This is a genomic window from Ruegeria sp. AF8, assembly GCF_056541825.1.
This window is the reverse complement of record NZ_JBQFYW010000001.1, coordinates 928,221-948,319: the sequence shown is the minus strand read 5'-3', so window position 1 is coordinate 948,319 and position 20,099 is coordinate 928,221. Positions and strand designations below refer to the sequence as shown.

Below are 20,099 nucleotides of genomic sequence, written 5' to 3'. Positions count from 1 at the left end.
AGTCCCGTGCCCTGCCCTATGTGGCTCGGCATGACACAGATATTGCATATCGTTGGCGGCGGCATGGCCGGGTCCGAGGCAGCATGGCAGGCTGCGGAAATGGGTGCGGATGTGGTCATTCACGAAATGCGCCCGAAGGTCGGAACATTCGCACATCAAACCGGCAATCTGGCCGAGATGGTGTGTTCCAACTCGTTTCGCTCGGATGATGATGAGCAGAACGCCGTCGGTCTTTTGCATTGGGAAATGCGCGCCGCGAATGGCCTGATCATGGCCACTGCGGACACACATCGCCTGCCAGCGGGTGGTGCCTTGGCCGTCGACCGCGATCCTTTCGCGGAAGCGGTAACCGCCAAGCTGCGCGCCCACCCGCGTATCTCGGTCACCGGGGAAGAAGTGACGGAACTTCCTGAGGGCGGCAAATGGATCTTTGCCACCGGCCCTCTGACCTCGCCTGCGCTCGGGGATGCGATCCGCAAGGAAACTGGTACGGATGCGCTGGCATTCTTTGATGCCATCGCGCCCATCGTCTATGCCGACAGCATCGACATGTCGCAGGCGTGGATGCAGTCGCGCTATGACAAGGGCGAAACCGAAGCGGAACGTACCGCATATCTCAACTGCCCGATGGATCGCGACCAGTACGAGGCATTCATCGACGCGTTGCTGGCCGCCGACAAGACCGAGTTTCACGAGGGCGAGACGGCCGGCTATTTCGATGGGTGCCTGCCGATCGAAGTCATGGTTGAACGCGGCCGCGAAACCCTGCGTCACGGTCCGATGAAACCCGTTGGCCTGACCAATCCTCATCAGCCGGATGTAAAACCCCATGCGGTCGTCCAACTGCGCCGCGACAATGCTCTGGGCACTCTGTTCAACATCGTGGGCTTCCAGACCAAGATGAAATATGGTGCCCAGACGGACGTGTTCCGAATGATCCCGGGCCTGCAAGACGCCGGTTTTGCGCGGTTGGGTGGGATTCACCGCAACACTTTCATCAACTCCCCAACGCTGCTTGATGCGCAGATGCGGCTGAGATCCCGGCCCAACATCCGCTTTGCGGGGCAGATTACCGGGGTCGAGGGCTATGTCGAAAGTGCCGCCATGGGTCTGTTGGCGGGCCGTCTTGCCGCGGCTGAAATCCTTGGAAAGACGCTTCCCGAAATCCCGCAGGACAGTGCCATGGGCGCATTGATCCACCACATTACCGGCGGGGCCGAAGCCAAAACTTTTCAGCCAATGAATGTCAATTTCGGCCTGTTCCGCCCCGTGGATGGCCTTAAAGGCGGGCGCCGTGGCCGCAAGGACCGTTACAAGGCTTATACGGACCGCGCCAAGGCCGCCTGGACGGAATGGCTGGCGCTTTCCTGACTGGACGAAGTGTCGTTCTGCATCCTAACATGTCGGCATGAGCGACAAGTTTTTGAAAAACACCTATGATCTTCAGTCCCCCGAGGCCACTCGCGACCACTATCAGGATTGGGCGTCGACTTACGACAAGGAGATCGGCGAAAACGGTTATGCCACACCGGGGCGTGTCGCCGAGGCGCTGTGGTCGGTACTGCCAGAGCCAGAGACCCCGATTCTGGATTACGGCTGCGGAACGGGCCTGTCCGGTGTGGCGCTGTCGCGCGTCGGATACAAGATTATCGACGGTATGGACCCGACACCCAAAATGCTCGAGCAAGCCGCAGCCAAGGGGGTTTACCGCAATCTTGAAACCTTTGAAATCACCGATCCCAACCCATTGACCCAAAACGCGTACAATACGATTGCCGCAACCGGAGTTCTGGGCCTGGGAGCGGCTCCGCCCGAAACCTTCGACCTGCTGATCAAGGCGCTTCCCAAGGGAGGATTGCTGGCCTTTTCCCTTAACGATCTCGCACTGGCCGATCACGCCTATACTGGTCGCCTGAGCGAATGGGTGGACATGGGCGCCGCACGCCTTCTGTTTCGTGAATACGGCGCGCATCTGCCCGGGATCGAACTGAAATCAGAAGTATATATCGTCGAAAAAGCGTGAATTTTATCACTCGCTTCGCCCCGTCACCAACTGGACCTCTGCATCTGGGCCATGCCTATTCGGCCCTGTTGGCCCATGACATTGCCGAGATGGCCGGCGGTGCCTTTCTTTTGCGGATCGAAGATATCGACCGATCCCGCTCGCGATCCGAGTGGGAAAGTCAGATCTATGATGACCTGCACTGGCTTGGTCTGAGATGGCCCGCCCCGGTCATGCGCCAAAGTGAAAGGCTGCCCAACTATCGCGCGGCGCTGGACAAACTGATTTCACTGGGTGTCGTCTATCCGTGCCGCTGCAACCGGTCGGATATCGAGGCAGCGGCGGGTGCACCGCAGGAGGGTGTGCCGCAATTCGGGCCGGACGGGCGCATCTATCCGGGAACCTGCCGCACGCGTTTGATGGCAGAGACCGGTGCAAACGATGTGCTACGGCTCGACATGTCCAAGGCGTTGGTCTGTACCGATCTGCATTCTTTTCAGGAACAGGGCCGGACGCATTCGGGAGTGCACAAACTTGACGCCGAAACATTGCTGACCGGCGTGGGGGATATTGTCCTTGTGCGCCGGAATATGGGCAGTTCCTATCATCTGTCCGTTGTGGTCGACGATGCCGATCAGAACATCACCCATGTCACGCGCGGCGAGGATCTGTTCGAGGCGACCCAGATCCACGTTCTGTTGCAATCGCTGCTGGATATTCCCACGCCGGTCTACCACCATCACCGGCTGATCCGCGACGAAAAAGGCAAACGCCTTGCCAAACGCGACGATGCACGGGCCATCGCGACCTTTAGAGAGACGGGCGCGGCGCCTGCGGATATCAGGGCACTGGTCGGGCTTTAACCTCAGGCCACCGGCGACATCAATTCCACTTCTTCGCCGTTCCGCACAGCCGTATAAAAACAACTCCGCCGGTTCGTGTGGCAGGCGGGGCCGGTCTGGCGGACCAGAACCAGCAGGCAGTCTCGATCACAATCAACCCTGAAATCCACAAGTTCCTGTACATGCCCCGAACTTTCCCCCTTGACCCAGAAAGACTGGCGCGACCGAGACCAATAGGTCACGCGCCCGGTTTCAAGCGTTCGCGCCACGGCTTCGGCGTTCATCCAGGCCATCATCAGAATCTCACCCGATGCCTCGTCCTGGGCAATCGCCGGAACCAGACCGGCCTCGTTGTATTTCAGCGAAGAAGGGTCGAACGTCATGAACAAAAACCTTTTGCATCCCGGAACATGCCCACTATGTATGGGGAACAGTCAACGAGGAAAACCCATGTCCGGCGAGACCGATCTGATCAAGCTTTATTCCGGCCGCATTCTGGCGCTTGCGGCGGATATTCCGCATCTCGACCGGCTGGAAAATCCTGACGCCACGGTCAAGAAACGCTCACCGCTTTGCGGCTCTACCGTAACGGTGGACATCAAGGTCGAAGACGGCAAGGTTGCCGATTTCGGCCAGGACGTCAAAGCATGCGCGCTGGGGCAGGCCTCGGCTTCGGTGGTAGGCGGCGCAATCATCGGCGCCACTCGGCACCAGGTGAAAACGGCCCGTGATCAGCTCAAGGCCATGCTCAAGAACGATGGCCCCGCGCCCGATGCGCCTTTCGACGGGCTCGAAGTTCTGAAACCTGCCCGCGACTACAAGAACCGGCACGCCTCAATTCTGCTGGCGCTGGAGGCCACGGCGGAGGCAATGGCGAAGGCCGAGCAGGCCAACTGCGCCTGAGCATAGATTTTTTTCCGAAAGTGCCCTAGCCTGCCGGATATTTTTCGGGGGGATCGCATTGTGGCAAATTCATTAGAAACATTCGTTACCCTGTGGGTTGTGATTGATCCGATTGGCACTGTCCCGGTCTTTGTGGCTGTCACCGCATCGCTGGACGCTGCGACGCGCCGCAAGACAGCATTGCAAGCCGCCCTGGTCAGTGCCGGTATTCTGATGTTCTTTCTGGTGCTGGGGCAAATTCTGATCGATGCGCTGGACATTGGGCTGAACTCGTTCCAGGTCGCCGGTGGCATCATCCTTTTCCTCTTCGCGCTCACGATGATCTTTGGTGAAAGCAAACCCGAGTCCGACCGCCGCCAGATCGAAGCGGAAACCGCCGAAGACGACCACAAACCCAACCCCGCGATCTTTCCTCTTGCGGTTCCGTCGCTCGCCTCACCCGGAGCGATGCTGGCCATCGTCATATTGACCGACAACGATCGTTTCAGCATTGCGGATCAAACCGCCACCGCCGCGGTTATGCTGGTCGTCATCGCCATCGCGTTCGTCATGATGCTGCTTGCCGGCCCGATCATTCGTCTGATCGGCCACGCCGGATCGGCCATAGTCAGCCGGGTGATGGGGATGATCCTAGCCTCGGTGGCGGCAAATTCGGTGCTGTCGGCGATATTGGACATTATCCATACCGGTCAGCTTTAAAAAAAAACCGCCGCTCCTCCCGGGCGGAGAGGGCGGCGGCAGGTCATGCGTGTCTCGTGAGGGATCCGGATAGCCGGTTCGGGGCCGAGGCATGGCCCCTCAAGGGTCTTGGGACAGGTCGTCACCCTGGCATCCAAATGGGGACAAGGATGCAGGCGCCGGCACGAGATCGCAGGCAAAATCGGTCAGAATGTTCCAGGCAGGTAGAGGGCAACCATCAGCATAACCACCAGCGACGCGGCGCCTGCGGCGTCCTGCAACAGCGTTCCATGCGAACGGGTCAGCGCGGTCTTGATCTGGCTCAGCATGCTCTCACCTCCGGTCAGGTTTAATCTTTTGTTGACCTTTTGTTCTCATTTTTGACCACGTCTGTAAAGAACTTTTTGAGAACATTTGCGAACTTTTGTGAATATTTCACCTAACCCACTGAAATCAAACGGATCGCCTGATCTTGCTTCATCAGCCACAAAAGCACACGCGCCGCCCTGCCCCGATCCGACGTCAGGCCGGGATCCGCAGACAGCAATGAACGCGCATCCGACTGTGCAACGACCATCAACCCCGCCTGGCGCTCCAGATCGGCGATCCGGAACCTGGGCAGGCCCGACTGCGCCGTGCCGATCAAATCTCCCGCACCGCGCATCCGCAGGTCCGTTTCGGCAATCCGGAAGCCGTCCTCAGTCTCGCGCAGGACCTCCAGCCGCTTGCGTCCGCCCTCGCTCAGTGGCGGCTGGTACATGAGCAAACAGGTCGAGTCCGCCTCGCCGCGTCCGACGCGCCCGCGCAACTGATGCAATTGCGCCAATCCGAATATTTCAGCCCGTTCGATCACCATGATCGACGCATTGGGTACATTGACGCCGACCTCGATTACCGTGGTCGCCACCAGAACCTTGGTCTCGCCCGACTGAAACGCGGCCATCGCCTGATCTTTTTCAACAGGCGGCATCTGGCCGTGCACCAATCCGACCAAACCTTCGCCCAACATCGCGCGCAGGCGTTTGAACCGCTCCTCGGCGGCGGTCAGATCGGATACTTCGGATTCGTCGACAAGCGGACACACCCAATAACATTGGCGCCCTTCCGCAATAGCCGTACGCAGGTGATCCACCACCTCATCCAACCGCTGCGTACTTACAATGGCCGTCTTGACCGGCTTTCGCCCCGGCGGCTTCTCATCCAGAACGGAAACGTCCATATCGCCATATTGCGCCAGTGCAAGACTTCGTGGAATGGGCGTGGCGGTCATGACCAGAACGTCCGCCGCGACACCCTTTTCCGCAAGCTCCATCCGTTGCCGCACACCGAATCTGTGCTGTTCGTCGATGATGGCAATGCGAAGGTCATGAAATGCGACATCGTCCTGAAACACGGCATGCGTGCCGACAAGAATGTGAATGTCTCCACGCGCAAGTGCCGCCAGTTTGGCCTTGCGCTCGGCTCCCTTGTCGCGGCCGGTCAGGATTTCCAGCACCACTCCGGCCTCTTCGGCCAGCGGACGCAACCCGTCAAGATGCTGTTGGGCCAAAATTCCGGTCGGGGCCATCATCACGCCCTGCCCGCCCGCTTCGACTGCGACCAGCAGCGCCATGAACGCCACCAAAGTCTTGCCTGCCCCGACATCCCCTTGCAACAGCCGGTTCATGCGCGTCGGCAATGCCATATCCGCGGCAATCTCTTCGATGGCCCGCACCTGAGCGCGGGTGGGTCGGTACGGAAGGCCGGACAGCACTTTGGATTGCAGCGCGCCAGTCCCGACGCTGACCAATCCACGCGCCTTCTGTTCCCGCTGGCGGGCCAGCGCCAATGTCAACTGATGCGCGAACAACTCGTCATAGGCCAAACGCGTCCGCGCCGGCGCAGTGGGAATCACGTCGGTCAACCCACAAGGCGCATGTGCGGCTTGCATTGCCGATAACCAACCCGGCCAGTTCTCTTTGCTCACTTGAGCCGGGTCGATCCATTCGGTTAATTCCGGCGCCCGGGCCAAAGCGCTTCGCGCCGCCTTGAACGCGGTTTTTTGTGTCACACCGTGGGTGAGGTGATAGACCGGCTCGAAATCCGGAATGTCACCTGCCGCTTCCACCGGCAACATGTGATCCGGGTGAACCATCTGCGCCATGCCGTCAAACAGCTCCAGCTTGCCGGAAACCACACGGCGAGCGCCCTGGGGCAGAACTTTCTTCAGATAGTCGCCACGGGCATGAAAGAAGACCAGTTGGAATTCCGTCTGCGAATCCTCGACATGCACCCTGTATGCGCCGCCCTTGCTGCGCGGTGGGCGGTGCGGGCCAACCGTGACTTCGACGGTCAGTGTGGACGGGAAATCCGCGCCCTTGATTGTGTCCCGCCGGCGGCGGTCGACCACCGCATAAGGCAGGGAATACAGCACGTCACGCGGCGTCTCAATTTCAAGCTGGCCGAAAAGCCGCGCGGTCTTTGGCCCCACGCCTTCAAGCGTTTCCAGCCCGGCAAAAAGCGGAAACAGTTGTTCCGGTCGGCCCTTCATGCGTCGCCGATCAGTTGTAGCCAACCATCTTCGTCCACTGTATCGACGCCAAGCTCGGCTGCTTTTTTGGCCTTGGAGCCAGCACCGGGGCCCGCTACGAGCAGATCGGTTTTCTTGCTGACCGAGCCCGCCACCTTGGCTCCCAGCGCCTCGGCCCGCGCCTTGGCCTCGGCCCGCGTCATTTTTTCAAGCGTACCGGTAAAGACCACGGTCTTCCCGGCGACCGGACTGCCAGAGGTGTCAGGCCGCTTCGCGTCCAAGACTGTAAGTTGAGCCACCAGATCGTCGATTGACTCGCGCTCGGCTGCTTGAGCAAAGGCTGATACCAGCGCCCGGGCCATGACCTCTCCGACACCGTCAATACTCAACAGCGTGTCCCAATCAGAACCTTCGAATTCCGCGGCGGCCGTCACCGAGCGCTCGAACTCCGGCCAGGTGCCGAAGTGGCTGGCGATCAGGTTCGACGCCGCTTCGCCGACATGACGGATACCCAGCGCAAACAGCAATCGCCCGAAGGGGATGGACCGTTTTGCGTCGATCGCCGCCCAAAGGTTCGCGGCACTCTGCGCCCCCCAGCCCTTGCGATTGGCAAGCTTGGTCAGATTGGCCGCGTCCCGTTCGTGCAGCGTGAAGATATCCACTGGGGTTTTCACGGGCAGATCGGGATCGTCGTAGAACATTTCTATCTGCTTTGCCCCAAGACCCTCGATGTCGAACGCTTTGCGCGAAACGAAATGTTTCAGCTTTTCCATGGCTTGTGCCGGACAGATGACACCGCCCGTGCAGCGCCGCACGGCATCCCCTTCCTCACGGACCGCATCGCTGCCGCATTCCGGGCATTTTAACGGGAATTTATAGGGTTGAGCATTCGCAGGCCGCTTGGCCAAATCCACATCCGCCACTTTTGGGATCACGTCCCCGGCGCGGTAGACCTGCACCCAATCGCCCACGCGAATGTCCTTTCCGCCTCGAATGTCTCCACCCGTGGCGTTGCGGCCGGCAACGTAGTCTTCGTTATGCAGCGTGGCGTTTGAAACCACCACACCCCCTACTGTCACCGGCGACAATCGGGCCACCGGGCTGAGCGCGCCTGTTCTGCCAACCTGTATGTCGATCCCCTCCAACCGGGTCCAGGCCAACTCGGCAGGAAACTTGTGTGCGATGGCCCAGCGGGGTGTCGTCGAGCGGAATCCCAAACGCGCCTGCAGGGACAGGTCATTTACCTTGTAGACCACTCCGTCGATGTCATAGCCCAATGTCGCCCGCTGCGCCTCGATCTCACGGTAGTGCGCGATCATGTCCTCGGGCGATTCACATAGTCGGGTCAACGAGTTGGTCCGAAAACCCAAGCCTTGCAACTTTTCTATGGCGGCCATCTGTGTTTCACCCAGTGGCTCGGACACTTCGCCCCAGGAATAGGCAAAAAACCCCAGGGGCCGCGAACGGGTAATTCTGGCATCAAGTTGCCGCAAGCTTCCGGCAGCTGCGTTGCGCGGATTGGAAAAGAGCTTTCCCCCGGTTTCCGCCTGACGCTTATTGAGAGCCTCGAAATCCGCTTGCGACATAAAAACCTCGCCACGAATCTCCAACACGGTCGGTGCTCCATCCAGAATGTGCGGGATGTCGGAAACCGTGCACGCATTCGCCGTCACATTCTCGCCGACCTCGCCATCTCCGCGCGTCGCGGCCTGAATCAGTTTTCCGTCTTCATACCGCAAGGACAACGACAACCCGTCGATCTTCGGTTCTGCCGTATAGCCCAGAGGGGTCGCCTCATCCAGCCCGAGGTATTTGCGGACGGAGCGATCGAAATCGACCACGTCCTCGTCGTCGAACGCATTGCCAAGCGACAGCATACGAATGGCATGGGTTACCTTCGCGAATCCGTCGGCGGCACGGGCACCGATCTGTTCGGTCGGGCTGTCTGGTCGCTTCAGTTTGGGGAAACGCGCCTCGATTTCGGAATTGCGGCGCTTCAGCGCATCGTATTCCGAATCAGAAATCTCAGGTGCATCATCTGTATGATAAAGCTCGTTCGCCCGCTGCAGCACCATCGCGAGTAGCGCAAGCTCTTCCTCAGCCTGAGCCTGTGTCAGCTTTTCCACCGGTAGAGAGTCGTTCATGGCCCCGCCCTGCTGCTCGATCTTGATCACCAGTGATAGGGCGAGGCCATGTGCAGGTCCAGATATGGTTTACGTGAGTGGCGCAGTCGTCCCGGACCCCAGGGACGAATTTGGTTTTGCGTTCAGGCGCTGACTGCTATGCGTACATCATCCAGCGGCTTGGTTTGCGGGTCACGCAGCACGTATCCACGCCCCCAAACAGTTTCGATGTAATTATCGCCACCTGTCGCATTGCTTAGTTTCTTGCGAAGTTTGCAAATGAAAACGTCAATGATTTTGAGCTCCGGCTCGTCCATTCCACCATATAGATGGTTCAGGAACATTTCCTTGGTCAGGGTAGTTCCTTTCCGCAAACTCAGCAGTTCCAGCATCTGATATTCTTTGCCTGTCAAATGAACAGATTTCCCATCTGCCTCGACCGTTTTCGCGTCGAGATTGACCGAAATCCGTCCCGTCTGGATAACCGATTGCGAATGGCCCTTAGACCGGCGGATAATAGCGTGAATGCGCGCCACCAATTCCTCGCGGTGGAACGGCTTGGTCAAATAGTCATCGGCCCCGAATCCAAAGCCTTTGATTTTGCTTTCCGTATCGTCCGCACCCGACAATATCAGAATCGGTGTTTCCACCCTGGCAATCCGCAATTGCCGCAAAACTTCATGCCCGGTCATATCCGGCAAATTCAGATCCAGAAGGATCAAATCGTAATCATACAGTTTGGCCAGATCGATCCCTTCTTCTCCGAGGTCAGTTGCATAGACATTCAAATTTGCATGCGTCAGCATCAGTTCGATGCTTTTGGAGGTCGTGGGGTCATCCTCGACAAGAAGTATGCGCATTTTTATTTCTCCGCTTCAATCTCGTTCCAACTTCAGATCGAGCCTGGCCAAGAATGGTTAATCTCTCGTTACCGGCGAATTTTATACTAATCCTCCCCTTTAGGTTGTCTATATTTTTTTAGCGCGGTGACTTTCAGAGCATCAACACCGTGATCGGCAATCGCCGCTATCCAGCCGTTCATTTCCTCTGCGCTCAGGCAGTATTTTTTTTGGGCCTCCGACACCGTTAAGAGACCATATAAGACGGCGCGCACAACCAGAGCCTTGCGAGAGGCAACCCAACGCGCCGTGTCTTCAGGTGGCAAATCGGCCCGCGACAAAATCGACCCGTCCGGCAAGGTGATTGACCGCGGTCCCTCGACTTTATGCAAATACATCGCCTGCTCCTCAGCTAATTTCATCGCCAGATTTCACCAACCTACTTAAAGACGTGTGAAACCGCCTCTTGAGAGTGTCTAGGATTTTCCTATATTCTGCCGGTCTTCATTAACCCGCACTGGAACCGACATGGCCCTCGATACCGAGCCCCCGCTGAATTCGCTTGGCTTTGCCAAACCGCCCTCGGAAACGCGGGTCGTCGTTGCCATGTCCGGTGGCGTGGACAGTTCAGTCGTGGCCGCGTACCTGGCCGATCAGGGCTATGATGTCGTGGGCGTGACGCTGCAGCTTTACGATCACGGTGCGGCACTTGCCAAGAAAGGCGCCTGCTGCGCAGGAATCGACATCCACGATGCGCGTCGCGTGGCCGAAGAACGTGGTTTTCCTCATTATGTACTCGATTATGAGAACATTTTCAGGGACGCGGTTATCGACGAGTTTGCCGACAGCTATCTGGCCGGGGCAACGCCTGTTCCATGCATTCGATGCAACGAGCGTGTCAAATTCAAGGATCTGCTGGAAACGGCCAGGGATCTTGAAGCCGATTGCATGGCCACCGGTCATTATATCCAGCGCAAGATGGGGCCGAACGGGCCCGAGCTCCATTGCGCCGAGGACGCCAATCGCGATCAATCCTATTTCCTCTTCTCCACCACGCCGGAACAGCTGGACTATCTGCGGTTTCCGCTCGGGCATCTGCCTTCAAAGGACGCGACCCGGGAAATGGCGGCGCAATATGGCCTGTCGGTGGCCGACAAGCCGGACAGTCAGGACATCTGTTTCGTACCAAACGGCAATTATGCGAGTGTGATCGAGAAACTCCGCCCCGGCGCCGCGGAACCAGGCGAGATCGTCCATGCGGACGGGCGCGTGCTGGGCAAGCACAACGGGGTGATCCATTACACGATCGGCCAGCGCCGGGGACTGGGGATCGGTGGTCTTTCGGATCCGCTTTATGTGGTCCGGCTGGACGTTGAGAAAAAACAGGTCGTCGTTGGCTCAAAGGATCTGCTCGCGACTCGCACAGTACCGGTGCGCGAGATCAACTGGCTCGGCGACGAACCCTTTTCTTCGCGCCCCGAATGGCATCTTTCGGTCAAGGTCCGGTCAACCCGTCCGCCGCGCGAGGCCATTGTGCGTCCGCTGTCGGACACGACAGCCGAAGTCGAATTGCTGACGCCCGAGGAAGGCATCTCACCCGGTCAGGCTTGTGTCTTTTATGAACCCGGCGGCAGCCGTATCCATGGCGGTGGCTGGATCTGGCGTGGTTACTGAAGCGCGTCTGTGCCCGAATTCATCAGGATATAAATCCCGGCCACAACCATGACAAAAGGGGCCAACCGTTCCAGCCGGCTGGCCCATCGGGATATGCCGGGCAAAATCCGCGTGCTCAGAATGCCAGTGGCAGCCAGCCCAGCGGCGGCCATCGAGGCCCCGAGAAAACCGGCCAACCGGTAGCTTGGCGTCGAATCCGCCAACAGAGGCGCGATCACCGAAAAACTGTCCATCGACATGCTGAGAAAAATCGCGGCAACAACGAAGACCGAGCCGTGAGATTTCATCTGCGATCTCACGGCTTCGTCTTTGCCGAATTGCCGCCAGATGCCAACGGCCCCAAGCGTCAGAGGGATCACCCCGAGGTACCCGGTCCAGCTTGGAACCGCCCCGCTGAGTTCCTGGGCAACCACCAGAGATGCCCCAAGCATCAACAGTTGCGCCAGCGCAAAACCGCCCACGGCCCGTGCCCGGCCTACAATCAGCATCAGCGCAATCAATGCGGCAAGATTGTCGAGATTGGTCAGCACTTGCGCGACAGCGGCTGAAAATGCAAACAGCAGATGATCCAGCATCTCAACCCTGCATACGTTCCAGAACCGCACGCGCCGCCCTGAGCCCGGGTGCTTCGCCGCCGCGTCCCAAACGCTCCATCGTCAATCGCATCGCCTCGGTCTGTGTTTGCGGGTCGGCATGTACCAGCCGCATTCGATCGGCGATATTGCCAGGCAGGCAGTCCGGCCCCAGGCATTCCGGCACAGCGCGGGTTTCGCTGACCAGATTGACCAGCGTAACCGTATCGAGCTTGACCAGCCTCTCGGCCATCTTCTGCGTCAGCCAGCTTAGCTTGTATGCAATCACCATCGGCGTGGCCTGGGCGGCCAGTTCCAGCGAGACGGTTCCGGATGCGGCCAGCGCCAGTTCAGCGGCGGCAAAACTTGCGCGTTTGTTCACCCCTGCCCGGGCCGGCTCAATTCCCCGCGGATCAAGAATCACAGGATCTCCCGGCCAGCCGCGCACCTGCTCGGTTACGTAATCGGCCATATGGGCCACCGCCGGCACAACCACCCGCATGTCGGGTCGGTCTGTCAGAAACAGGCGCAAGGCGCCGCCGAATACGGGCGCCAGCCTGTCCACTTCACCCCGGCGCGAACCGGGCAGAACCAGCAGCAGCGGCGCCTCGCCCAGATCATAGGCTGTGCGAAATCCGGCGATATCCTCTGCAGTGGATACCGGCTCGCTCACGACCGGATGACCGACGAAATCACATTCCATCCCGGCACGTTGCATAAGGGGCGGTTCGAACGGCAGCAGGGCAAGAACGTGGTCGATAACTTTTGCCATCTTGTCCGCCCTGCCAGGTCGCCAGGCCCAAACGCTGGGGGCGACATAGTGAACGGTGCGGATATTACTTTGCGCCTTGACCTGTTTCGCCACGCGCAGCGAGAAATCCGGACTGTCGATGGTGATCATCACATCCGGCGTCGTATCCAGTACCGCCTGTGCGGTCTCGGCAATACGGCGCTTGAGATGAAAGTACTTCGGCAGAACCTCCACCAGCCCCATGACACTGAGTTCCGCCATCGGAAACCGGCTGACCAGCCCCTGTGCCTCCATCGTTGGGCCGCCGATGCCGTCGAATTCGACTTCGGGAACAAGGGATTTCAACCCCTCCATCAAGGCCCCGCCCAGCCGGTCACCGGACGGTTCACCGGCCAGCAGGAAGACCCGCATCAGACCGCGCGCTCCCGCACCAGCAGGAACAGGCCAAGGCGGTTGCACTCTTCAATCACAGTTTCGCGGTCCAATACCATCACCCCGCCCTTTTCGATCACGATACCGGACAACCCAGCCGCAACGGCGGTGGTCACGGTATCCAGCCCGATCACGGGCAGATCAACACGGCGGTCCTGATCCGGTTTCGGTGCCTTGAACAAAACGCCTCCGCCCGCATCGGGCCGCTGCGTCAGCGATTCCAGCATCCAGTTGGTGCCGAATACGCCCTCGATGGCCAAAGCCTGCCCCCGTAATACAACGCATGCCTGACCAATATCCGCCGCACTCATAGCCCTCAGGATACCGGCCCCGCGATGGGCGTCCGCCAGATCCTCGTCCGAGGGTTGGGCATCTGTCATGCATCCCAGAGGCGGAAGGATATCAGGAGCAAGCTCATGGGCGGCGCGCACCTGCAGCCCCGCATCCTCAAAAATACCGATCACAGCCCGCAACGCCCCGTCATCACCGGACATGATCGCGCGCTGCAGAACCGGCACAAGCGGCCGGGTCTGTGTATCAATCCGCTTGGGGTCGATCACCGGGCGCCGTACCGTGCCCGCCATGCAAACCTCGGTCACACCGCGCGCCAGAAGATCGGCAATGAAACTTCCCAACTGCTCCAGCGGGAACTGCCGCTCAACCGGCAGACGGTCAGGCTCGAACCCTTCCATGGCGCAAATCAAAGGGCGCTCGGGCAAACGAGCAACCAACTCATCCGGCAAAGCTCCGGTTCCGGCGATCAGGGCCAGCATGAGATTATTTCCCCGGTGTCAGAAAGGACCGGTCGGTATCGCCAGTTACGAAATCGACGATCCTTTGCACATATTCACTGCGGTTCGCCTCTCCGACGCGTTTTGCCCGCTCCATGAACGTTCCGCCGCCTTCGGAAAGCTCGCGGAATGCGGCGCGAAGGGCGGATATATCTTCGCGCGGCACGCCCCGCCGTTTGAGACCGACAAGGTTGAGACCATCAAGCTCGCCCCTTGGTCCCTGCACCAGACCATAGGGAATGACGTCATTCGGAACCATCGTAAGCGCCCCGATAATCGCACCCCGGCCCACGCGCACCCATTGATGCAATCCCGAAATACCGCCGATGATCACATCATCCTCGATGATGCAATGACCAGCCGCCCCCGCGTGGTTGACCATGATCACGCGATTGCCGATCTGAACGTCGTGGGCCACATGAACACCTGCCATCAAAAGGCAATCGTCGCCGATGCGGGTCACGCCGCCACCGCCCTCGGTTCCCGCATTCACGGTCACATGTTCGCGGATGCGATTGCGCCGGCCGATTTCCAGACGTGTGTTCTCGCCCTTGAATTTCAGATCCTGCGGTATTTCCCCGATCACCGCAAAATTGAAGATTACAGTGTCTTCCCCAACCGAAGTTTCACCCGTGACGACAACGTGCGATTTCAGTTCCACCCGGTCTGCCAGCGAAACTTGCGACCCGACATAGCAGAACGGGCCGATCACGCAGTCCTGACCGATCTTTGCCCCGTCTTCGATTATGGCGCTGGGATGAATGTCGCTCATGTCGTTTTTTCCATATCCCAATCGACATACGCCGAAAATTCGGCTTCGGCTGCTACTTCGCCCTCTACGGTTGCGCGACCGCTGAATTTGAAGATCTTACCGCCAATCTTGCCGCGCACGGTTTCGACATGCATTTCCAGAACATCGCCCGGCACCACCTTGCGGCGGAATTTGCACTTGTCGATATTCATGAAATAGATCAGCAACTCGCTGTCGATCACGTCCATGCCGACACCCAGCATCACCCCGGCAGTCTGGGCCATCGCCTCGACGATGGTCACGCCCGGCATGATCGGAGTGCCCGGGAAATGCCCCTGAAAATGCGGTTCGTTCATGGTAACGTTCTTGATGCCAATGGCAGAGTGATAACCGTTGATATCGACGACCTTGTCGACCAACAGAAACGGGTAACGGTGCGGCAGAATACGCTGAATCAGCTGAATGTCGGCACTCTTGGTTTCCGTGGTCATGATGCGGCTTTCCTGTTCTGGATGTCTTTCATGCGTGGTTAGCAATACCGTCAGGTCAGGGCAAGCATGCCTATTCCGTATTGCCGTTTTCCAGCTCTCGCCCGTCGCCGATTACGGCATCGATCCTGGCAATGGCCAAATCGGTAATGTCGGTTGCGTCCGAACTGAGGAACACGCTGGAGCGTTCCAATATCACCCCTGCCCCGGTTTCCTGCATCAGGCCGGCGAGAACCGGCCGAACCAAATCGCGGAACATGGCGCGCGCCCTTTCCGTTCTTGCAGTCAGTGCGTCGAGCTTCGCCCTTTGACCATCCCGGTGAGACTGAACTTTCTGATCGAACGCATCTGCCAGAGCGCGAAACGCTTCCGGCTCCATTTCATGACGCTGCTCGGTCAGTTCTTTCTCTTCGCGGCTCAGATCAGCGATAATTCGCTCGTTCTCGTCGGCAAGCATCGCTCCTTCCGCCTCGATTTCTTCGATCACCCGGCGCCCGAACGCCGACTCAGAAAACAGCTTTTCGCTGGAGATCGTCAGGATTGTCCCCTGCGATAGGCCGAACTGCTGCGCCGCGACCTGAACCGGGACCAGCAGTGCCAAAAACACACACAAGGCCCGAAATGGGCCTTGTGTCGAAAGATTGCGGAAAAGGGGCCTCATCCGGCCTCAGAACCGTGCCTGAATTGTCAGGTCAAAGTTCTGCTCCTTGTCGAAGTCTTCCTTTTTGAGCGCTTTCGAAAAGTTGAAACGCAGCGGGCCGAAACCTGTGGTCCACAGGAATGACAACCCGATCACGTGACGGATCGAACCATCCGCGCCGACGATGTTGCCTCCGGCCGTATTCACATTGTCCAGATTGTAAAGGTTGCCCACATCGTAGAAAACGCCACCACGCAGACCAAGCTCTTCCGGCAGTCCCAGCGGGAAGTCCGCTTCGAAACGGGCAACCCAATAATAGTTGCCACCGATGGCGTCATCCTGGCCATTCGACAAGTCGCGGGGCCCGATACCCGCAGGTTCAAACCCTCGGAAAGTGTTTGGCCCCAACACGAACCGGTCAATCGTCCGGCTGAAATTGTCACCTGTCCAGGACAGAGCACCCAGTTCAAGGTCGGCCCGAAGGGTCACTTCTTCGTTCAGAACTCTTTGTTGAGCAACAGCCCGCGCAGTTGTTTTGACAAACTCATTGTCGCCACCCAAACCTGCCGCGTCCACACCAACCTGAAACAGCACACCGGCATTCGGATTCAAACCGCCAATGCGGCTGTCATACGTATAGGACAGTCCCAACGAACTGGTCGACAATTCGCCTTGGTCGATTTCCGATTGAATGACGCTGCCAACCGGCTGGTCAGTACGCGAAATCATCTCGCTGTTTTCCCAGTTGTAGCGCAGGGTGAGCGCCGAAAGCTCGCCGATTGCATAGCTTAGGGACGGGTTGAAAAAGACACGCTTGGTATCGTAGTTCGCAAAGCTCGAATTCTGCCGCGCCAGACCTAGGCCAAGATCGAACCGGAGGCGGCGGCCCAGAAGATAAGGTTCGGAGAAGTTGATCACATATTGTTCTGAATCCTGCGCGGTCGAGAGCGTCAAACCAAGCGTCTGACCCCGCCCGAGGAAATTGGATTCAGTGAGCCCGATTGCGACACCAAACCCGTCCGAGATCGAGTAGCTGCCGCCGAGGTTGAGCGAACCTGTCGGCTGCTCTTCGACATCCACGTCAACGATGATCTGACTCGGCGATGTGCCTTCGCGTGTTTCAACATCCGCAGTCGCAAAAAAGCCCAAAGCCCGGATACGTTCGGCACTTTGACGAATTTCGCGCGGATTGAACGGATCACCTTCAACGGTATCGAACTGACGCCGGATTACGCTATCCAGCGTCGTTGTATTGCCTTCGATATCAATCCTCTCGACAAAAATACGCGGACCTTTGACCAACGCGAAGGTCACATCCAGTGTCAGTTCGCGGTCATTGCGATTGATACGCGGTTCGACACGCAAAAAGTCCACCCCCTGTTTCAGGCCAAGCCTTTCCAGGCGGGTCAGGGAATTCTCGACATGCGATGGTGAATAAACCACGCCAGGCTTGATCTTCAGCGCGTCCTGATATGCCGCGGCCTCGACACCGGGGATTTCGCTGACAACTGAAATGTTTCCGAATTTGAACTGCTGGCCTTCGGTCACGTTCATAACCAGAAAGAATGCATCCCGCTCACGGGTAAATTCGACATTTGCACTATTGACCCGGAAATCGACATAGCCCCGGGACAAATAGAAATCCCGCAACACCTGTTTGTCGAACTCGATGCGGTCTGCGATGAACGTGTCAGAACGGAAAAATGCCCTCAGAAGACCGGCTTGCTTGGTCTCCAGAACGCGCCGCAAGCGACGGTCGGAATAGACGCGGTTGCCGACAAAGCTCACCCTTTCGATCTCGATCGTATCACCTTCGGCGATTTCGAAAACCAGATCGACACGATTGTCACTGCGCCGGATGATCCGCGGAACAACGGTTGCCGCGACGCGCCCTTGCGCCGAATAGATTTCGGCAATCAAGTTTGCGTCTTTCTCTGCCTGTTCCGGGGTGAAGACACGGCGCGATTCAGACTGGATCGCTTCCTGCAAACGATCGTCATTGATACGGCGATTGCCCTCAAAGCTGATCTTGTTGATTGTCGGGTTTTCCTTGACCGAGATCACAAGGGTGCTGCCGCGAGGCGTCAACTCGACTGTTTCAAAAACGCCACTGTCAAGCAGGCGTTGGAACGCGTCATTCAACTGGCCCGCGGTCACTTCCTGACCTTGCTCGATGCCTGCGCGTGACACAACGGTCGTGTCATCAATACGACGATTTCCTTCGACCTGAATTGTGTTGAATGTGTAGGTCTGTGCTTGAGCGGGCCGAGGTGCCGAGTAACCGGCCACTACAACAACCAAAAAAAACAAATAAACCATACGCAACAAGATATAGCTGCGCGCAGTATTGCCATAACAGGATGTGCCTGTGCCTCTGCCGTCACTCATATTATCAACCCAAGTTTTTTGTGACCTCAGAAAGGTCACTAACGGGATATCTGAAGGTTGTCAAAACCGCAAAAGCAAAGCGCGACCAAAAGATCGCGCCACACAAAAGAAACCGGCAATCGAGAATCAGAGAGTCAGAACATAGGCACCCGCAGCAAGCGCAAACGCGATGGTCCCCAGGCTTAGAAACCTGTCCCAATTCAGGGACATGATCAGACTGATGCCGCGATATGAGTTTTGAAGGGAATGTAGCATGAGCTTTTCGATCGCATAGCAAGTTGCACCTGCATGCAGACTAATTTCCAAATGCGGCATTACTGGGGCGGAATTGCGGCGCCCGTCCGCCTCGATCCGTCCAATCAGCAAAACAGGTCATTGCTTAGCGAAAACACCATCAGCGACAGGATCAGAGTAATTCCGATACCCATCAGAACTTTCAATGCCGCATCGCTCGGCGGGCGTCCGGTTACGGCTTCATACGCATAAAACACCAGGTGCCCCCCATCCAGGGCAGGGATCGGGAACAGGTTCAGCATTCCGACTGCGGTCGAGAGAACGGCAATGAACCAGACGAAACTCTGTGCCCCCTGGCTGGCCATCGCCCCCGAGGTTTCGGCGATCCCGATGGGGCCGGAGATATTACAGGTGCTGATTGCACCGGTAATCATGTGCCAGATTCCTGACAACGAACCTTCGACGATCCTCAGCGTTTGCGCCGCGCCACCGCCAAGCGCCGCCAGAAAACCGGTCGGCTCGGTGGCCGGTTCCAACATCATCCCGCCGACGATGCCAATCCGCCAATGCGTTACAAAACCACCTTCCGGCCTGGGTTCGTCCGTGCGCCTTGGCGCTAGCGCGAATTCATGGGTCTGACCATCGCGCCAGACGTCCAGCAGCAAAACGCGCCCATTCGATGTCTCGACCCGCTCCTTCAACTGCGAAAAGGCATAGATCGGTTCACCATCGACGGCCTGGATCACATCGCCCGGCCGCAGTTCAATATCCATCGCAGCGCTGCGCGGCGCGATCTGCTGGATGAATGGTGGAAACAGCCATGGACCTTTGACATCCATTTCCTGACCATCACGCAACACGGTGTAGTCCAAGGATGCCGACACTGGCAGATCGTCGACAAAACCGGACCACTCTGCACTCTGATCGAAGTCCGGCGTGTCTATCCCGTTGATCGCCCTGATTTCATCGCCAATCCGCAATTCCTGCACAGTGTTTGGCAGCGGACGCAACTCTCCTACGGTCAGCGGGCTTTTGGCCTGCCCTTGAAACATGAAAATCAGGCCAAAAACAATGATCGACATGACAAAATTGAAGACCGGCCCGGCGGCAACCGTCGCGGTGCGCGCCCACAGCGGAGCCCCATGCATCGTGTGACGGATATCATCGGGATTTTTGCGATAGATTTCGGCCATGGTGTCGCCATCCTTGCCGGACGCCGCATCGGCATCCCCCAGGAATTTGACATAACCGCCAAACGGCAAGGCCGCGACCTGCCACCGGGTGCCGCGCTTGTCCATCCGGCTCCACAGAACAGGTCCGAAGCCCAGCGAAAAAACTTCGGCGTGAATACCAGTCCAGCGTCCAACGATATAGTGGCCGTACTCATGCACGGCGACAATGGCGGACAAGGCCACGACAAAGGCAAGAATCGTGTAAAGAAGTCCGCCGAACTGCGGGATCAGAGAAATGATATCCAAACTT

At 58.2% G+C, this 20,099-nt stretch carries 20 protein-coding genes; 6 read left to right on the top strand and 14 right to left on the bottom strand.

Annotated elements, in window-relative coordinates; translation table 11 throughout:
- Positions 1-30: 30 nt before the first annotated feature.
- From trmFO to gluQRS, 3 genes are read left to right on the top strand one after another with little or no spacing between them, the layout of a single operon-like run.
- Positions 31-1,371 carry a methylenetetrahydrofolate--tRNA-(uracil(54)-C(5))-methyltransferase (FADH(2)-oxidizing) TrmFO gene (trmFO, locus tag ACR0AO_RS04825; RefSeq protein ID WP_480600493.1) on the top strand — a complete coding sequence of 447 codons (1,341 nt, stop codon included), beginning with the start codon at positions 31-33 and terminating at the stop codon, positions 1,369-1,371.
- Between the two features lie 37 nt (positions 1,372-1,408).
- On the top strand, positions 1,409-2,023 hold the full coding sequence (locus ACR0AO_RS04820) for a class I SAM-dependent DNA methyltransferase (protein ID WP_480600491.1): 615 nt from the start codon (positions 1,409-1,411) through the stop codon (positions 2,021-2,023).
- Positions 2,020-2,865, top strand: coding sequence for a tRNA glutamyl-Q(34) synthetase GluQRS (gene gluQRS / locus ACR0AO_RS04815; RefSeq protein ID WP_480600489.1), 846 nt, complete (start codon positions 2,020-2,022; stop codon positions 2,863-2,865). Before ACR0AO_RS04820 ends, gluQRS begins: the two co-directional genes overlap by 4 nt.
- A gap of 2 nt (positions 2,866-2,867) precedes the next feature.
- Here gluQRS and hisI read toward each other — a convergent pair whose 3' ends face one another.
- Positions 2,868-3,227 (bottom strand): phosphoribosyl-AMP cyclohydrolase, encoded by a 360-nt coding sequence (gene hisI, locus ACR0AO_RS04810; RefSeq protein ID WP_480600486.1) that lies wholly within the window; start codon positions 3,225-3,227, stop codon positions 2,868-2,870.
- Between the two features lie 67 nt (positions 3,228-3,294).
- Here hisI and ACR0AO_RS04805 point away from each other — a divergent pair, with 67 nt between their 5' ends.
- Together ACR0AO_RS04805 and ACR0AO_RS04800 are read left to right on the top strand one after the other, a co-directional pair.
- A complete protein-coding gene (locus ACR0AO_RS04805) occupies positions 3,295-3,747 on the top strand; it encodes an iron-sulfur cluster assembly scaffold protein (RefSeq protein WP_480600482.1) in 453 nt (150 codons plus the stop codon).
- A gap of 60 nt (positions 3,748-3,807) precedes the next feature.
- Complete coding sequence (locus ACR0AO_RS04800) at positions 3,808-4,446, top strand: MarC family protein (RefSeq protein ID WP_480600480.1); 639 nt, start codon at positions 3,808-3,810, stop codon at positions 4,444-4,446.
- Between the two features lie 185 nt (positions 4,447-4,631).
- On the opposite strand, the gene ACR0AO_RS04795 is transcribed toward ACR0AO_RS04800, so the two are convergent.
- From ACR0AO_RS04795 to sciP, 5 genes are all read right to left on the bottom strand, one after another.
- A complete protein-coding gene (locus ACR0AO_RS04795) occupies positions 4,632-4,754 on the bottom strand; it encodes a hypothetical protein (protein ID WP_480600476.1) in 123 nt (40 codons plus the stop codon).
- Positions 4,755-4,864: 110 nt separating this feature from the next.
- Positions 4,865-6,955: an ATP-dependent DNA helicase RecG gene (gene recG / locus ACR0AO_RS04790; RefSeq protein WP_480600473.1), complete on the bottom strand. Its 2,091-nt coding sequence runs from the start codon at positions 6,953-6,955 to the stop codon at positions 4,865-4,867.
- On the bottom strand, positions 6,952-9,078 hold the full coding sequence (gene ligA, locus ACR0AO_RS04785) for an NAD-dependent DNA ligase LigA (protein WP_480600469.1): 2,127 nt from the start codon (positions 9,076-9,078) through the stop codon (positions 6,952-6,954). The genes recG and ligA overlap by 4 nt, the downstream gene beginning before the upstream one ends.
- A 122-nt stretch (positions 9,079-9,200) precedes the next feature.
- Positions 9,201-9,917, bottom strand: coding sequence for a response regulator transcription factor CtrA (ctrA, locus tag ACR0AO_RS04780; RefSeq protein ID WP_480600466.1), 717 nt, complete (start codon positions 9,915-9,917; stop codon positions 9,201-9,203).
- Between the two features lie 86 nt (positions 9,918-10,003).
- Positions 10,004-10,294: a CtrA inhibitor SciP gene (gene sciP, locus ACR0AO_RS04775; protein WP_480600872.1), complete on the bottom strand. Its 291-nt coding sequence runs from the start codon at positions 10,292-10,294 to the stop codon at positions 10,004-10,006.
- Between the two features lie 130 nt (positions 10,295-10,424).
- Between sciP and mnmA the strand changes: the two genes are divergently transcribed.
- The gene (gene mnmA, locus ACR0AO_RS04770) at positions 10,425-11,570 is read left to right on the top strand and encodes a tRNA 2-thiouridine(34) synthase MnmA (RefSeq protein ID WP_480600464.1); all 1,146 of its coding nucleotides are present in this window, start codon (positions 10,425-10,427) and stop codon (positions 11,568-11,570) included.
- Here the strand turns inward: mnmA and ACR0AO_RS04765 are convergent.
- From ACR0AO_RS04765 to rseP, 8 genes are all read right to left on the bottom strand, one after another.
- Complete coding sequence (locus ACR0AO_RS04765; protein ID WP_480600461.1) at positions 11,564-12,145, bottom strand: hypothetical protein; 582 nt, start codon at positions 12,143-12,145, stop codon at positions 11,564-11,566. The genes mnmA and ACR0AO_RS04765 overlap by 7 nt on opposite strands.
- Position 12,146: 1 nt before the next feature.
- Positions 12,147-13,304: a lipid-A-disaccharide synthase gene (gene lpxB / locus ACR0AO_RS04760; RefSeq protein WP_480600458.1), complete on the bottom strand. Its 1,158-nt coding sequence runs from the start codon at positions 13,302-13,304 to the stop codon at positions 12,147-12,149.
- Complete coding sequence (locus tag ACR0AO_RS04755) at positions 13,304-14,098, bottom strand: LpxI family protein (protein WP_480600455.1); 795 nt, start codon at positions 14,096-14,098, stop codon at positions 13,304-13,306. Before ACR0AO_RS04755 ends, lpxB begins: the two co-directional genes overlap by 1 nt.
- Positions 14,099-14,102: 4 nt before the next feature.
- Positions 14,103-14,888, bottom strand: coding sequence for an acyl-ACP--UDP-N-acetylglucosamine O-acyltransferase (gene lpxA / locus ACR0AO_RS04750; protein WP_480600453.1), 786 nt, complete (start codon positions 14,886-14,888; stop codon positions 14,103-14,105).
- The gene (fabZ, locus tag ACR0AO_RS04745) at positions 14,885-15,358 is read right to left on the bottom strand and encodes a 3-hydroxyacyl-ACP dehydratase FabZ (protein ID WP_480600451.1); all 474 of its coding nucleotides are present in this window, start codon (positions 15,356-15,358) and stop codon (positions 14,885-14,887) included. The genes lpxA and fabZ overlap by 4 nt, the downstream gene beginning before the upstream one ends.
- Positions 15,359-15,428: 70 nt before the next feature.
- Entirely contained in the window at positions 15,429-15,962 is a 534-nt protein-coding gene (locus ACR0AO_RS04740) for an OmpH/Skp family outer membrane protein (protein ID WP_480600449.1), read from the bottom strand.
- A gap of 60 nt (positions 15,963-16,022) precedes the next feature.
- Positions 16,023-18,383, bottom strand: a complete 2,361-nt coding sequence (bamA, locus tag ACR0AO_RS04735; RefSeq protein ID WP_480600446.1) for an outer membrane protein assembly factor BamA — start codon at positions 18,381-18,383, stop codon at positions 16,023-16,025.
- Between the two features lie 359 nt (positions 18,384-18,742).
- Positions 18,743-20,095, bottom strand: coding sequence for an RIP metalloprotease RseP (gene rseP, locus ACR0AO_RS04730; RefSeq protein ID WP_480600444.1), 1,353 nt, complete (start codon positions 20,093-20,095; stop codon positions 18,743-18,745).
- Positions 20,096-20,099: the final 4 nt, after the last annotated feature.